The following is a 15,200-nucleotide window of genomic DNA, read 5'->3' on the forward strand; positions in this document are numbered from 1 at the left end:
CGTTAGTCGCGGAACGACGGATAATGTCTTGCGATTGATAAGCCATAATTCGTCTCCGTTACGCCTTTTCCACGTTCACGAGGAAAGCCTTGAACTCCGGCGTCTGCGTGTTCGCATCACCGACAAACGGCGTCAGGGTATTGGCGATAAACCCTTTCTTCGCCACGCCTTCGTAGCCCCAGTGAATCGGAATACCGATAGTATCGATATCCTTACCGTCCGCTTTCAGCGTGCGAATACGCTTGGTCACCACCGCCTTGGCTTTGATATAACCGCGGTTAGAGGAGACCTTCACGGTATCGCCATGGGCGATGCCGAGCTTGTTGGCCAGCTTCTCGCCGATCTCCACGAACTGTTCCGGCTGCGCGATGGCGTTAAGCAGCGCGTGCTTGGTCCAGTAGTGGAAGTGCTCGGTCAGACGGTAAGTGGTGCCGACGTAAGGGAATTTATCCGCTTTGCCCATCTGCTCAAGGTCGCCTTTAAAGACGCGCGCGGCCGGGTTCGAGACCACGTTCGGGTGCAGCGGGTTAGTGCCCAGCGGCGTTTCAAACGGCTCGTAGTGTTCCGGGAACGGCCCTTCCGCCATCTTATCGATAGCGAACAGACGCCCCATTCCTTCCGGCTGCATGATAAACGGCCCGACATCGCTGTCCGGCGCCGCGGCGCTGTAGTCCGCAATATCCACGCCGCCCCACTTCGCGCCATCCCATTTCAGGAGCTGGCGCTTCGGATCCCACGGTTTACCCGCCGGGTCCGCGGAGGCGCGGTTATACAGAATGCGGCGGTTGAGCGGCCACGCCCATGCCCAGCCCAGCGTATTGCCCAGGCCCGACGGGTCGGCGTTATCGCGACGCGCCATCTGGTTGCCGTCCGGCGTCCAGCTACCGGCGAAGATCCAACAGCCGCTGGAGGTGGTGCCGTCATCGCGCAGCTGCGCAAACGAGCTGAGCTGCTGGCCTTTCTTGACGATCACCGCTCCGGTTGCCGGGTCGGTAATATCTGCCAGCGCCTTACCGTTGCTTTCCATCGCGACTTCTTCTGATGCCGGTTCATGCGGTGTGGCGTAGTTCCACGTCATGTTCAGCACCGGTTCCGGCGCCGGTCCGCCCTGTTCGGCGTACATCTTGCGCAGGCGTAAGAAGATGCCGGCGAGGATCTCACCGTCGGTGGTCGCAATCCCCGGGGCGTCCGCGCCTTTCCAGTGCCACTGCAGCCAGCGGCCGGAGTTGACGATAGAACCGTTCTCTTCGGCGAAGCAGGTGGACGGCAGGCGGAACACTTCGGTCTGGATTTTCGTCGGATCGACGTCGTTCGACTCCCCGTGGTTTTGCCAGAAAGTGGAGGTTTCGGTGTTGAGCGGGTCGATGGTCACCAGGAACTTCAGCTTCGACAGCGACGCGACAACCTTGTTTTTGTTCGGGAACGACGCTACCGGGTTGAAGCCCTGGCAGATATAGCCGTTCACTTTACCCTGGTTCATCATCTCGAAGTATTGCAGGACGTCGTAGCCCTTATCCCACTTCGGCAGCCAGTCAAAGCCCCAGCTGTTTTCCGCCGTCGCTTTATCGCCAAAGAAGGCCTTCATCATCGAGACGAAGAATTTCGGGTAGTTACCCCAGTAGTTCACCTGGCCCTTCAACAGCGGTTTCGGCGTGTTGGCGGCGAGGTAGGTTTGCAGGTCAGTCTGTTTCTCGCTCGGCAGCGTCATATAGCCTGGCAAGCTCTGCGACAGCAGTCCCAGGTCGGTGAGACCCTGAATATTGGAGTGGCCGCGCAGGGCGTTTACGCCGCCGCCCGCCATGCCCATATTGCCGAGCAGCAGCTGGATCATCGCCATGGTGCGGATGTTCTGCGCGCCGATGGAGTGCTGCGTCCAGCCCAGCGCGTAGAGGAACGACGCGGTTTTATCGTGCGCGCTGGTTTCCGCGATGTATTCGCAGACTTTGAGGAAGTCGGCTTTTGGCGTCCCGCAGATGTTTTCGACAACTTCCGGCGTATAGCGGGAAACGTGCTGCTTCAGCAGGTTCCAGACGCAGCGCGGATGCTGCAGCGTGGTATCGCGTTTGGCAAAGCCGTTTTCATCCAGCTCATAGTTCCAGGACGTTTTATCGTACTTGCGGGCTTCGGCGTCGTAGCCGCTGAACAGACCGTCTTCAAAGCTGTAATCTTCACGCACAATCAGGCTGGCGTTGGTATAGGCTTCAGTATATTCACGGTTGATTTTTTCGTTGTTCAGCAGGTACAGGATGACGCCTGACAGGAAGGTAATGTCAGTACCGGAACGAATTGGGGTATAGAAATCAGCCACCGCCGCGGTACGCGTAAAGCGCGGATCGATCACAATCAGCTTCGCGCCGTTGTGAATCTTGGCTTCCATCGCCCAGCGGAACCCAACAGGGTGTGCTTCAGCGGCGTTGCCGCCCATCACCACCACGAGATTGGCGTTCTTGATGTCGACCCAGTGGTTGGTCATCGCACCGCGACCAAATGTTGGAGCAAGACTTGCTACCGTTGGTCCGTGTCAGACGCGCGCCTGGTTGTCGACCGCGAGCATACCGAGCGCGCGGGTAAATTTCTGGGTTAAATAACCGGTTTCGTTACTGGAGGCGGAGGCGCACAGCATACCGGTGGTCAGCCAGCGGTTGACGGTAGTGCCTTCGCTATTCTGCGCGACAAAGTTGGCGTCGCGGTCTTCTTTCATCAGCTTAGCGATACGGTCGAACGCTTCATCCCAGCTGATTTGCTGCCATTTATCAGAGCCTGGCGCGCGGTATTCCGGGAATTTCAGACGGCTTTCGGAGTGGATAAAGTCCACCAGACCGGCCCCTTTAGGGCAGAGCGCACCACGGTTGACCGGGTGGTCCGGGTCACCTTCGATATGGAAGATAGACGCTTTGGCGTTTTTCGCGCCGTCGCCGAGGCTGTACATCAACAGCCCACAGCCGACGGAACAGTAAGTGCAGGTGTTACGGGTTTCGCGGGTGCGCAGCAGCTTATACTGCCGTGTTTCCGCGAGCGCTAAACCGGGCGCAAAGCCCAGCGCCGCTGCCGTGGTTCCTGCCATACCGCCAGCGCAGATCTTAAAGAACTGCCTTCTGCTGACCTGCATGGTTCGCTCCTTGTTTCGACATTGTCACATATAGTTATTTGCTTTGCGGTAAGGGCCGCAAAGGTTCAGAATTAGGGGTAATTTCCCTCGTTCCCGAAGGGATATAAACAGAATACCACATTGTGTGTATGCCTGTTCCAATACGGTTAAGACAAAGTGAACAAGAAGCCTCTTGAACAAATCGAAAATGTGACAGATATCACAGGTTATCGCCAGGTATCGCTCTGGAAGCGCCAAAATTTGCAACATCCTCAGCCAGACGAGTTAGCTGAAGAGGTACCCGTTGCGCTGGTCTATAACGGCATCTCGCACGTGGTGATGATGGCGACGCCGAAAGACCTGGCGCAGTTCGCCGTGGGCTTTTCCTTATCCGAAGGGATTATCGAAAACCGGGGCGAGATTTATGGTATGGACGTCCTTCAGGCCTGTAACGGCCTTGAAGTGCAAATCGAACTCTCCAGCCGCCGCTTTATGGGGCTGAAAGAGCGCCGTCGCGCGCTGGCCGGGCGCACCGGCTGCGGCGTATGCGGCGTTGAGCAGCTCAACGATATCGGCAAGCCCGTGCAGCCGCTGCCTTTTACCCAGACGTTCGATCTGGCGAATCTCGATCGCGCGCTGGCGCACCTGCATGATTTTCAGCCGATAGGCCGCCTTACTGGTTGTACTCACGCCGCGGCCTGGGTGCGCCCTTCCGGGGATCTCGCGGGCGGTCACGAAGATGTTGGTCGCCACGTGGCGCTGGACAAACTCCTGGGACACCGAGCGGAGTCAGAAGGCGCCTGGCAGAACGGCGCGGCACTCGTCTCCAGCCGAGCCAGCTATGAGATGGTGCAAAAGGCGGCCATGTGCGGGGTGGAAATCCTTTTTGCGGTCTCTGCCGCCACCACGCTGGCGGTTGACGTCGCCGAGCGCTGCAACCTGACGCTGGTGGGATTCTGCAAGCCGGGCAGGGCGACCGTTTACACGCATCCGCAGCGGTTAATCGCGGGTTAAATTTAAGTCAATTTTTTTGAATGATGACAACAAATCCTTCCGCTTTTTGTTTGGCGGTGTGCGAGCTACTATTTATCACATCAAGGCACGGCGCCTTATTCAAACAACTAACGTAAAGGGTTTATATCATGAAAAGCATCAAAACTTTTGTCGCAGTTATCGCTCTGGCCGCTTCTTTTGGTTCCTTCGCTGCGAAAACCGTGACCGCAACCGCCGCAACGATGGACGGTGCAGAAGCGAAAATCGCCGCTCAGGCCCAGGCCGCAGGCGCATCGTCTTACAAAATTACCGAAGCGTTTACCGGTAACCGCGTGCACATGACTGCGGAACTGAATAAATAAGCGTAAAGCTACTGTCGAAAGAGCGCCCAAGGGGCGCTTTTTTTGTGTCTACAGAAATATTTATTTCATTGTTAATTAAGTATTTTTATTCGATGGTCCGCTTATTGCAACGCGATGAACAGTCGACAATAAAAGGTCCCCGCTATGTCGCTGTTCTATCAAAACCCCGTGATTCATGCCGATTATGCCGATCCCGATGTCATTCGCACAGGCGATGATTTCTGGATGGTGGCTTCCAGTTTCCATCAATTGCCTGGCTTACCGCTTCTCCACTCACGCGATCTCATCCATTGGCAAATCGTTAACCATATTGTTAAACGCCTGCCTTCGCCGGAATATGACAGCGTTCAGCCGGGAAAGGGGATTTGGGCGCCCTCCATTCGTTTTCATGATGGCCAGTTTTGGGTTTTCTACAGTTTGCCCGACGAGGGTATTTTTGTTTCCCACGCCCGGGATCCGTTAGGCGAGTGGAGCGAACCCTATTGTCTGAACGCCTCCCCCGGCTGGATAGACCCTTGTCCGTTCTGGGACGATGATGGGCGAGCCTGGCTGATTCACGCCTTTGCTTTTAGCCGCAGCGGGGTGAAAAATAAGCTCCAGCTTTTTGAAATGGCGCCGGATGCATCCCGGCTGTTGGATAACGGCCGGATCGTTGTTGACGGAACGCCCTCGCATCCCACTCTGGAAGGCCCCAAGCTGTATAAGCGTAACGGCGAATACTGGATATTCGCCCCGGCCGGCGGCGTCAAGCGAGGCTGGCAAACGGTCATGCGCGCCCCGACGCTATCTGGTCCATGGCAAAGTCGCGATGTCCTGCACCAGGGGAATTCGCCGATAAATGGTCCTCATCAGGGGGCGTGGGTTGAACTGGAGAATGGTGAAAACTGGTTTTTCCACTTTCAGGACAAAGGCGTGTATGGCCGGATAGTGCATCTTCAGCCGCTTTGCTGGGGCGCTGACGGCTGGCCGCAAATTGGCCAGAGGCTTAATGACACCGGTAAAGGCCAGCCCGTCAGCCTGCATCGTTTACCCGCATTGCCCGTTGCGCCGTGCTGTTTACAGACCAGCGACGATTTCCGGCACGGCCAGCCCGGTGTTCAATGGCAATGGCAGGCAAACCCCCAGCGCCACTGGCTCACGCCTCATCAGCAAGGGCTACGCTTGCGCTGCGCGCTAACCTCAGGCGATATCAGCCTGTATCGCTTACCTCAACTGCTGCTGCAAAAGTTTCCCGCTGAACGTTTTGACGTGCAGACCGCGGTTGATCCGATGTTTTCTCAGGATGGCGATGAAGCGGGGATCGCGATTTACGGTCAGCGCTTTGCCGCACTGTGCGTAACGTACCGCGCGGCGAATTTGCAGCTCGCGCTATGCCACGGATGGATAGACGATCGCGGTGAAACGCATCAACAATCCATCGGACTTGAGGAGGTCTCCGGTTGCAAGGAGATTGAGCTAGGATTTCAGGTGGACTATGACGGGGTGGTCCATTTTCGTTATCGGCTTGCGCAGCGTGAATGGCGGCAGGTGACGCCGCAGTTTTCCGCCGGGGCGGGAAAATGGATCGGCGCGCGTATGGGTATTTATGCCCGTGGCGAGCGTGAAAACGTCAAAGGCAGCGCCATATTCTCACCGTTTATCGTGCGTTTGCAGTAAGCCCCGCGGGCGACCCCAGAAGGGCAGCGAAGCTGCCCTTTACGGCGTTTAATCGAAGTAATAGCGAATGCCGAGGCGGAATCGCACCTGATCGTCGTGATTCTGATCCTGATCGAGCCAGGCGACTTCCGCATAGGGGAGCCAGTGTTTATCGACGCGGTAGCGCGCCACAATACTTGGCTCCCAGTGAGTTTTCTGCCCGTTAGAGGCATTGAAGTCGTTTGTGTTGACAAAGAACTCCGGGTTGAGCTGGAGCCACAGTTTCTCGGTCGCCTGGTAATTAAGGTACAGGTCAAACTGATGGCTGTCGTTATAATCCATATAGCCGTTGTAATCGCGATCTTTATGGGTCATATGGTTATAGCGATAGCGGCTGCTAAAACTTAAGGTTTTACTGATTTTATAATCGAGACTGATATAAGGAGCCAGCTTTGTTCCTTTATTATCAATATCGGTTAATCCGCCCGGCGTCAGCGTCCATTTTTCATTAAGCGGGATCGGATACCAGCCTTCAAATTCCTGGAACGAGCTTTTCATTTGATTAAAGTCTTGTCCGAGGTCGTACATTGCTGAGGCCAGCACCCCTGCGCCATTATCAAATATATGACCCAGGCCTATTTTATACTGATTTTTCTCCGAAGCCGTAGTATGCGCGTAGCGATTATCAACCCAGGTTGCCGCGGCAAACGTATTTAGCGTAAAGCAGGACAGCGGTATGCCGATTAAAAGCGTGCGTAATGTTTTCATTTTTATTCCTGTAGGATTTATAGAATACCGTCATTTCGATAAAGCAATAAAAGACACTTATTAAATAGCAATTGCTGTGCCAGAATATAAAACCATTTAAATACATGGGGTTGTTTTTATGTGTTGAGTGTTAATTCGACACTGGTTGGTTTTTTTATTTGCGTCGAGACACATCACGAGTAAGAGGACGGCTCCCTTTTATTAAAGGGAGCCAGGGGCAGCGTTAAATTATGCCAATACCCGCAGCGGCAAAGCCAAAGACAATCAGCATAATTAATACCTTATTCGGGCTAACCTTTTTATTCAGTAGCTTCAGGCAGCCCAGGACTAAAAGCAGAGGAATTAATCCAACGCAAATTTTGTCGAGGATCTCCTGCAGCACAAAGGGCTGTCCGGCGATGGTGGTTTTAAAGGTAGTGGTGAACTTCACCATGCTGGCGCTCATCGCCCCCACCATCATCAATCCCATAATCGACGACGCTTTCGTTATACAGCTCAGCAGTCCCGACTGCGTCGCTTCGGCGATATATTTCGAGCCTAAGCGGTAGCCCATGACGCCGCCGTAATAGCGCAGCAGATAGCTGGGAATATTGTAAATCAGCAGGAACAGCAGCGGCCCAAGCGGATTGCCCTGCGACGCCAGGCCAATAGCGATCCCGGTGGCGATAATACGCAGCACGCCGTAGAAAAATGAATCGCCTACCCCGGCAAATGGCCCCATTAAGGCCACTTTGATGCCGTTAATACTCGAAGTATCAAAGTTCGGGTTGGCGGCGTTCTCCTTTTCCATCGACAGCGTCAGGCCCATAATAAAGGGCGCCAGATGCTGGTTGGTATTGAAGAACTGGCTGTTTCGCTTAAGCGATTCAAGATAACGGTGCGGGTCGTTGGCGTAGATTTTCTTCAGCATCGGCGCCAGCGCCCAGCCGTAGCTTAATCCCTCCATGCGGGTGAAGTTCATCGACCCCAGCAGCGGAAACTGGCGGATAAAAAGCTGACGGAAAAGCTTTTTCTCGCTTTTATCATCGGCGTAAGCGCTAACGCCAGGTGTCTGGATATCAGTCATTGAAGAACCCATCCTTATCGTCGACTGAAGCGGGCGCAGCCGCCGTTGCCGTTTGTTTATTCGCTTTAAGTTGATTGAATTCGTTAAAGCACAGATAGACCGCTACCGAGGCCGCGATAATCGCGATCCCCATAATCGGCAGCTGCAAATAAGCCGCCATCGCAAAACCGATAAAAAAGAAGGCGGCGATATTACGGTTCCACAGCGCCTTCAGCAGAATGGCGAACCCGAGAGCCGGGAGAATGCCGCCAACCGCCGTCATGCCGCGCATGACCGTACCCGGAATGCTCTCGACCAGGCTGCGGATGACCTCGGTGCCGAAGAGCACGCCAAAAAAGGCGATCAGGGCGAAGGGGATGCCGTAAAAGAAGGTCATACCGAGCGTCAGACCCAGCGCCGCACGGTCACGCCCTTGTTCCAGTAGCGCATCGTATTTTTCAACCAGAGCGGTATAGACCAGCTTCAGCACCTGATAAACAAACACCGCCAGCAGGCTGATCGGCAGCGCCAGCGCAACGGCCACCGGCGGTTCGGCGTGGGTCAGGATCGTAAAAGCGGTTGCCAGCACCGAACCCACCGCCAGATCGGCAGGAACCGAGCCGCCGATGGTGATGGTGCCAAGGAAAATCAGCTCCAGCGTGGCGCCGATGATAATCCCCTGCTGCAAATCTCCCAGCACCAGACCCACCAGCGCGCCGCAGATGAGCGGACGTTCGATCAGCGGTTGGCCCAGCGTATGGTCGGCGGTTTTCACCAGAAACATAATGACAGCAACAAGAATTGCGGAAGTTAACATAGCGACCTCGTTTAGCTGGCGGCGTTGCCCAGCATCTCAATCAGGTTTTTTACCGGATGAGAAGGCAGGACCTGGTATTCAACGGCAACGCCGCGGTTGGCGATGGCGTGGAAATCCGCCACATCTTCCGGCGTCACGTAGACGGTATCGCTAATGCGCTTTTTCGCCGCCAGATTGTCGGTGATGCGCCCGAAGTTAGCGACGTTTAACATTTTTATTCCCGGCACCTGCTCGACAAGCCGACGGGCGTCGGCGGCGTTGTTAACGATCACCATAATTTTCATGGCTTCTGAACGCGGGTCGTTAAGCACATCCCCTGCATCCTTTACCGCCATGATGGCGCACTTTGCGGTATCGGGAGCCGCCATGCGCAGCGACATTTTCTGCACTTCGTTATTCACGATCTGGTCATTGGCGACCAGGATGCGGTTCACGCCCAGATGCTTGGTCCATACCACGGCAACCTGTCCGTGGATTAAACGATCGTCAATACGTACTAAAGAAATCATGGTGTAGCTCCAGTTAGCAAAAGTAGGGTGTCCAGACGCGGGAAAGGCGAACCAGGGCTTCGAAATAGAAGTAATCGCCCCAGAGGTTAGGTTCGTTAATGCCCATATTGCGGCCAAAGTTATAAACGCCTTCGCGCAGCAGGCCGTCCTGCGCGTGGGCAAAGTAGCGCTCGCGTAAATTGCGCATCATCAGTTCAATAGCGTTGCCGTAGGCCGGACGCAGCGGGTCGGTGAGGGGTAATAGCTTCAGCAGTTCCGCCAGTCCGCAGGCCGCGATCGCCGCCGCAGAGGTATCCCGGTACTGGTTATCTTCGGCAGTAAAAATCAGATCCCAATAGCAGACAAAATCTTCCGGCAGGCGGTTAAGAAAATAGTGCGTCAGGCGGCGAGAGAGCTCGGGCTGCCAGGCATCGCCGGTGTGGGTATATCCCAGCGCAAAACCGTAAATTCCCCAGGCCTGACCGCGCGACCAGCAGGAGCTATCGCTGAACCCCTGGTGCGTATCCCCGCGTAGCGGCTTGCCGTTATGAACATCCATATAGAACGTATGAAAAGTAGAGGCGTCCTCACGCACCAGATAGCGTGCGGCCTGCGCCAGATGACGGCTGGCGGCCTCGCGCCACCGTGGGTTACCGGTTTCGTTGGCGGCCCAAAACAGCAGCGGAACATTGAGGTTGCAGTCGATGATCATTCGCCCCTGACGCGCCGGGTCGTTTAAATCTCCCCACGCCTGAATCACGCCCGCCGTGGCGTTGAAGCGGCGATAAAGCAGTTCGGCCGCGCGCAGGGCGAGTTCGCGGGCGCGCAGGTTGCCGGTGAGTTTCCAGGCGTTAACGCAGGAGAGCAGGTAGAGGAAGCCGAGGTCGTGAGTATCAACCTTGATTTCCTTATCGAGCCGCTCTTCAAAACTATCGAGCAGGCTTTCCGCTACCGCCCGATATTTTTCGTCGCCGGTGACCTCCCAGGCAAGCCACAGCATGCCGGTCCAGAATCCCTCGGTCCAGTCGACTCTTTCAACGCTTTCATAGCGGCCATGGCTGGCGCTGGCGGCAGGAAAGGTTGCCGTAAAGCGCGGCAGCATGGCGTCAAGCCGGATCAGGATGTCGCCGATGGCCCCGTCAAGCCAGGCACGATCCAGCCCCGGCTGCGGTAAGAAGTAGCGGCTATCAAGCGCTTCAAGTGCGATAGTCACAGGCTGTCCTCCCCGGCAAAGAAATCATCAATATTGTCCTGCGTTTTATGCTGTGTCGCCTGGCGCGCCGCCATGATTTCCGGCAGCAGATTCATGTACTGCATTGCTCCGCTGGCGGCGGCAAATGCGTCCTGGAGCCGCTGGGCGGTATCGGTGTGTTCCGACATGCAAAACTCCATCAACATAATCAGATTGGCGCCGCTGATAACGTGCGCGTGAGGGTATTTGACCATCATCTGTACGGCGGTATTGTTGACGCTGCCGCCGGGCATATCGGTAAACAGCACCAGCTCATTGCCGCGACCGGCTGCCAGCCGGGCGATAGCGTCAAAGCGGGTGGCCAGTTCAGCCGTCGAACCAATTTCGCCGCAGTAGGCGCAGACGGGCGTGACGCCATGATCGTCGCCAATCAGCAGATTTAATGCTGAGACAATCCCTTCGGCATAGCGGCCATGAGTTGCGATGTACATCTCTCGCATTTGCGTTCCTTAATATGTTCTGGGTAGCTGAGGGAGATTTAGCAATCACCGTGCCATGTTTTTATCTTTATGTTTTTAAACGATAAAATAGTTTTTCTGGACGCTGTTTTCAGTGTTGAAAGGGCGAGGTTCGGCAGTGTCGAGCGCGCGGCCAGACGACGCCGACCGCGGAGGGTTAATGTTCAGGGGCAAAGGCGATCCATGGCTCCATGATTTCATAAATCATCAGCACTTCAGTGAGCGGCAGGGTGATATTGTATTTGCGGTTCAGGGCCTGGAAAAAAGTGTCATGGACGGCGACAAAGGCCTGCTGTTCAAGCGTCAGCGCAGTTTCTTCGCGATGGCGTACGCCATTATTCACCATCACCCGTTCGATCATCAGCGCGATATGCATAAACAGATTGATGCGCAGATAGCTTTCAAAATGGATTTTGTAGAAGGATTCATACTGTTTAATGACCGCTTCAACTTCATCAATGATTACCACCGGATTGAGGAAATTAAGCCGGCTGGCGACGCCTTCGACCGTGAATAGCTTGACCACTTCATCAATCATGGGCTCCAGACCGCCTTCCATTAGCAGCCCGTTGAAATAATCACGTTTTAACACCTGCGTCTTTTCTTTAATCAGCTGCTCTACGCTAAGTAGCGGAATATACCCGGCTTCCAGATCGGTAGTCGTAATGATGAGCCGCGTACCGTTCAGCGCCGGATCGGCGTGGGCGATTTTCCATTTCAGATCGTCATACTCCATCGTAATGATATCGATCTCCTCCTGGGCCAGGAAACGCTGGACGATATCTTTCAGCTTGCGGGAGATCCCTTCGCCGGAGATGCAGGAGATAATGATTTTATTGCCCGGCAACACGCCCGCGTAGTAGCGCGTTTCCACCTCATACGCTCCTTTGGCGCTCTCAATAATCGCCTCCATCGACAGCTTGTCCTGGATTTTGGCCGCAATATCCAGCGCCATGGCCGTGCTGACGTTGTTGATAACCAACAGCTCACCGTGCAGATGGAGCTTAATCTCTTCGTAAATCTCTTTTAGCGACCCCATATCCACCAGAATAATCAGCCCCGCCCCCTGCCTAAGACGGGAAACATGGGCGATCAGCAGGTCGATAATCTCCCTGGTCGACGTCGCGTTCGCCATGTCGAAGGCTTTAAAGTAGTAGCCGCCGGTCAGCTGGTTGGCGATACCGGCAATGCTCGACGCGGTGGCGCGGCCGTGGGAAACGATAATCCCCAGAATCGGATCGTCTTCGCCGGCGAGAGTATGAAAAGCGCAGCTTAGCAGGGGCAGCAGCAGGGGCAGCGGCTGCCGGGTGACATGTTTGCTCAGCAAAGCGAGACACTCCTCGGCCAGCAGCCGCGCCTTCGCGGAGACATAGTCGGAAATGGTTTGCAGTTCGCTTGCATTGACCGTCTCCTCAGCGTCATGGCGCGCGTAGCTGACGCAGAGCCAGACCGCCTTGCGGATCTCCTGGCTACAGGAGATGCCGGTCAAACTCTCCAGTTCGTCGAGAGCGTGAACGGTGTTCTGCCAGATATAGCCGCTGTACAGCGCCTCGGCGGCAACCGCGCCGCTGACGGTGGTCAGCAGCTGTTCCATTTTGCGATTCAGCAGCAGCACGTTACCGCTGTGGCAAAAGTCGCGAAAAATCACCTCATCGCGCATCGCCTTTGGCAGAAACTGGCTGGCGCACAGCGCGTCATTATCCGCATTAGCGGCAATACGGATTATTTCGCCGCCGGACGCCGGGCCGCGTAGCGTAATAACCTCGGCCTCGCGATTATCGCTCCAGGCGCTGGCGCACATCACTTTAATCTGGTTTTTTAACTCCCCGATATTGCCGCGCACCGGTGAGGCGACCAGCTGATGCATCAGCTGATTATCGAGATGGATATCCCGACGCAGGCTGTGCGCTTCTTGATGCAAAAAGTGGCTGACCTGCGCGACGCGCTCGGTAAGCGGACGCGAAATATAGTTTGGCAGCGTGACGCGCACCGGAATACGGCGACGGAAGGTGTTGAGCAGGACGGTGTCGATATTTTCCGTTGTGGCGAAGATAAAGCGCAGCGACGCCGGATGGCGCGTACGGTTATCGCCAAGGCGGTAGAAATACCCCTTGTCCATAAACAGAAATAGCTTTTCCTGGTTCTCTGCCGAGAGGCGATGAACCTCGTCGAGGAACAGAAACCCGCCATCGGCATCATCAAAGGCGCCGCGTTTTTCGCGGTCGGCTCCGGTGAAAGCGCCCCGGATATAGCCGAAAAGGGTCGCCGAAAGCAGCTCCGGGTTATTGGCGTAGTCGGCGCAGTTAAGCTCAACGAAAGGTTTGTCTGCTGCGATAACGCCGCGTTCGAGGGCATACTGATAAATTAGCGTCGCCAGGTGGCTTTTGCCGACGCCACTCTCTCCGGAGAGCAGGATAGGCAAGCCGTCACCGGGGTAGTCCACCGCTGAGCGGCACAGCGCGACGGCTTCGGCCAGACTGCCGTGTGCGCCAATCAACGGCTGAAAGGCGTCGTGCTTTTTCGACACTATGAGTGATGCCTGAACGCTTTCCTTACCGTTGGTCTGTACAAAGAAGCGCACCGGCCGGGTATTTTCTTTACTCAGATGGCCGTCATCGCACAGCCTGTTAAGGTAATGGCTGATAACGCTGCGGTTAACCTGCATAAAGTCCGCACAGTCCTGAGCCGTGAATCCCGCGGGTTTATGCGCATAATGAGTCACTATTTTCTGGAATAACTTTTCTTTTGCCGACAGCGCCATTTTTCAATGTCCTGGGTAGAGTAGAAAATAGCGTCGATTTTATTTAGACACTAGACACTACTATTTTTATTAGACACTGAGTACTTTCTACGCCATTAGATAAAAATGAAACTACGTTTTGATTAGAATGTGATGAAGATCGCCACCGATTTGATGGGGTGTAAAAGCTGGCGCCCCGCCCGCAAGCGGCCGAAGAACCGGGCAGCCTGAACGGGGCGATAAACGCGCCGTGAACCTTCCTGACGTAAAAAAATGCGCTATTTATCACATTTCTGCTTTTTCATTATCGCTGGGCTTAAAGATGAAAAGGGGCAGCCCGCCGGCGAAATTATCTCCTCAAGTAACCTAATGATATAAAAGAAAATAAAAACGTAACTGTTAAGATGAGCCCATTTTATAAAAGAGATATTGATCACACAAAATGCGCTAATAAACCCGCTGTCAATATTAGGTTGGCAGAGATTTATCAGCATATTGTGATCTCTCTTGCAAATAATGCCCTTGAACTCAGGGAAAAATGTGGGCAGGCAAAACAGCGGAGACGGGCAATGAAAATTGGCATTGTTATTAGCGGCGGCGATGTTTCAGGAATTAATAATTTTATATTCCAGATTGCCAGACTGGCGAATGCCGATATCACCATTTTTAATGGTGGAATACCTGGGCTGTTGGATAAAAACCATCAGGAGGTGGCCTGGCGCGATCTGGTCGATTTCTCCATCGCCTCTATTCCGATCATTACCTCCGGGCGCACCAGTCGTCGGTTGCTGCGCAGTGAATATGAAACAATAGCCAAAAAAATTAAATCACTGCGCATTGATGTGCTGATTATGGCCGGCGGCGACGGTAGCCTGCAGTTTCTCAATACGCTGAGCGAATTTGATATTAACTGCTTTGGCGTCGGGATGACTATCGATAATGATGTGTACGGCAGTGATTATACGATTGGTTTCTCCACCGCCTGCGAGCAGATTATTAAAGAGGTTTCCCGCTTAAGAAATACCGGAAGAGCATTACCGGGCCGCGTCTTTATGGTCGAAATTCTGGGAGGGTATTGTGGAGAGCTAACGTTGCAATCCGCGATAAAAAGTAACGCCGATATCGCCCTGATCCCGGAATCGCAGCTGCCGTTGGAAACGCTGGCCGAGCGGGTGAAGCATAAGCTGACACAGCAGAACAGCGTGGTGATCCTGTGCTCTGAAGGCTACACCAGGGAATACTCTCCCGGATTTCAGGGAGCCATTGATACCATGATTAAGCAGCTCGAACCGCAAATTGGCGTGCGTATTCGTAAAACTATCGTTGGCTACGGTTTGCGCAATGGCGATCCGACCTGCGAAGAGATTTACCAGGGCACGATTATGGCCAGTGAAGTGGTTCGCTGCATTCAGTCAGGGATGAAAAATAAAGCCATTATAATTAATGCAAGTAACAAACCTATTCCGATTGATTTAATTAGTATGAAAAAACGTCTGGTCGACACTGAAGGACATCATTATAAACTTGCCAAACAACTCAATATAATTTGAGGAG

General features: G+C 54.4%; 12 protein-coding genes. 4 read left to right on the plus strand and 8 right to left on the minus strand.

The genetic code is table 11. The annotated features are described in order from the left end of the window. Positions 1-58: 58 nt before the first annotated feature. Entirely contained in the window at positions 59-3,109 is a 3,051-nt protein-coding gene (gene fdnG / locus KOSB73_RS01525) for a formate dehydrogenase-N subunit alpha (RefSeq protein ID WP_098140182.1), read from the minus strand. Between the two features lie 156 nt (positions 3,110-3,265). Between fdnG and fdhD the strand changes: the two genes are divergently transcribed. The 3 genes from fdhD to KOSB73_RS01540 all read left to right on the plus strand — a co-directional run bounded on the left by fdhD (position 3,266) and on the right by KOSB73_RS01540 (position 6,099). Further along, complete coding sequence (fdhD, locus tag KOSB73_RS01530; RefSeq protein ID WP_004132858.1) at positions 3,266-4,102, plus strand: formate dehydrogenase accessory sulfurtransferase FdhD; 837 nt, start codon at positions 3,266-3,268, stop codon at positions 4,100-4,102. A gap of 128 nt (positions 4,103-4,230) precedes the next feature. Then, a complete protein-coding gene (locus KOSB73_RS01535; protein WP_098140183.1) occupies positions 4,231-4,443 on the plus strand; it encodes a YdgH/BhsA/McbA-like domain containing protein in 213 nt (70 codons plus the stop codon). A 144-nt stretch (positions 4,444-4,587) separates the two neighbouring features. Further along, entirely contained in the window at positions 4,588-6,099 is a 1,512-nt protein-coding gene (locus KOSB73_RS01540; protein WP_098140184.1) for a glycoside hydrolase family 43 protein, read from the plus strand. A gap of 48 nt (positions 6,100-6,147) precedes the next feature. On the opposite strand, the gene KOSB73_RS01545 is transcribed toward KOSB73_RS01540, so the two are convergent. The 7 genes from KOSB73_RS01545 to KOSB73_RS01575 all read right to left on the minus strand — a co-directional run bounded on the left by KOSB73_RS01545 (position 6,148) and on the right by KOSB73_RS01575 (position 13,667). Beyond that, positions 6,148-6,846 (minus strand): oligogalacturonate-specific porin KdgM family protein, encoded by a 699-nt coding sequence (locus KOSB73_RS01545; RefSeq protein WP_098140185.1) that lies wholly within the window; start codon positions 6,844-6,846, stop codon positions 6,148-6,150. Between the two features lie 223 nt (positions 6,847-7,069). Next, complete coding sequence (locus KOSB73_RS01550) at positions 7,070-7,912, minus strand: PTS system mannose/fructose/sorbose family transporter subunit IID (RefSeq protein WP_024360602.1); 843 nt, start codon at positions 7,910-7,912, stop codon at positions 7,070-7,072. Further along, positions 7,905-8,708, minus strand: coding sequence for a PTS mannose/fructose/sorbose/N-acetylgalactosamine transporter subunit IIC (locus tag KOSB73_RS01555; RefSeq protein WP_004132855.1), 804 nt, complete (start codon positions 8,706-8,708; stop codon positions 7,905-7,907). The genes KOSB73_RS01550 and KOSB73_RS01555 overlap by 8 nt, the downstream gene beginning before the upstream one ends. 11 nt (positions 8,709-8,719) lie before the next feature. Then, a complete protein-coding gene (locus KOSB73_RS01560; RefSeq protein WP_024360601.1) occupies positions 8,720-9,217 on the minus strand; it encodes a PTS sugar transporter subunit IIB in 498 nt (165 codons plus the stop codon). Between the two features lie 13 nt (positions 9,218-9,230). Next, positions 9,231-10,409: a glycoside hydrolase family 88 protein gene (locus KOSB73_RS01565; RefSeq protein ID WP_024360600.1), complete on the minus strand. Its 1,179-nt coding sequence runs from the start codon at positions 10,407-10,409 to the stop codon at positions 9,231-9,233. Next, positions 10,406-10,888, minus strand: a complete 483-nt coding sequence (locus KOSB73_RS01570) for a PTS sugar transporter subunit IIA (RefSeq protein ID WP_024360599.1) — start codon at positions 10,886-10,888, stop codon at positions 10,406-10,408. Before KOSB73_RS01570 ends, KOSB73_RS01565 begins: the two co-directional genes overlap by 4 nt. Before the next feature lie 175 nt (positions 10,889-11,063). After that, positions 11,064-13,667, minus strand: coding sequence for a sigma 54-interacting transcriptional regulator (locus KOSB73_RS01575; RefSeq protein ID WP_098140186.1), 2,604 nt, complete (start codon positions 13,665-13,667; stop codon positions 11,064-11,066). Between the two features lie 548 nt (positions 13,668-14,215). Between KOSB73_RS01575 and KOSB73_RS01585 the strand changes: the two genes are divergently transcribed. Beyond that, positions 14,216-15,196 (plus strand): 6-phosphofructokinase, encoded by a 981-nt coding sequence (locus KOSB73_RS01585; protein WP_004132843.1) that lies wholly within the window; start codon positions 14,216-14,218, stop codon positions 15,194-15,196. Positions 15,197-15,200: the final 4 nt, after the last annotated feature.

Origin of the sequence: Klebsiella grimontii (assembly GCF_900200035.1) — a bacterium.
In the GTDB taxonomy this organism is placed as follows: Bacteria; Pseudomonadota; Gammaproteobacteria; order Enterobacterales; family Enterobacteriaceae; genus Klebsiella; species Klebsiella grimontii.

Excerpts from the sequence above, each read along its gene's own strand:
- KOSB73_RS01585 (WP_004132843.1), top strand. The coding sequence starts at position 14,216 with ATGAAAATTGGCATTGTTATTAGCGGCGGCGATGTTTCAGGAATTAAT.
- KOSB73_RS01535 (WP_098140183.1), top strand. The coding sequence starts at position 4,231 with ATGAAAAGCATCAAAACTTTTGTCGCAGTTATCGCTCTGGCCGCTTCT.
- KOSB73_RS01560 (WP_024360601.1), bottom strand. The coding sequence starts at position 9,217 with ATGATTTCTTTAGTACGTATTGACGATCGTTTAATCCACGGACAGGTT.
- KOSB73_RS01570 (WP_024360599.1), bottom strand. The coding sequence starts at position 10,888 with ATGCGAGAGATGTACATCGCAACTCATGGCCGCTATGCCGAAGGGATT.
- KOSB73_RS01555 (WP_004132855.1), bottom strand. The coding sequence starts at position 8,708 with ATGTTAACTTCCGCAATTCTTGTTGCTGTCATTATGTTTCTGGTGAAA.
- KOSB73_RS01575 (WP_098140186.1), bottom strand. The coding sequence starts at position 13,667 with ATGGCGCTGTCGGCAAAAGAAAAGTTATTCCAGAAAATAGTGACTCAT.
- KOSB73_RS01545 (WP_098140185.1), bottom strand. The coding sequence starts at position 6,846 with ATGAAAACATTACGCACGCTTTTAATCGGCATACCGCTGTCCTGCTTT.
- KOSB73_RS01540 (WP_098140184.1), top strand. The coding sequence starts at position 4,588 with ATGTCGCTGTTCTATCAAAACCCCGTGATTCATGCCGATTATGCCGAT.
- KOSB73_RS01550 (WP_024360602.1), bottom strand. The coding sequence starts at position 7,912 with ATGACTGATATCCAGACACCTGGCGTTAGCGCTTACGCCGATGATAAA.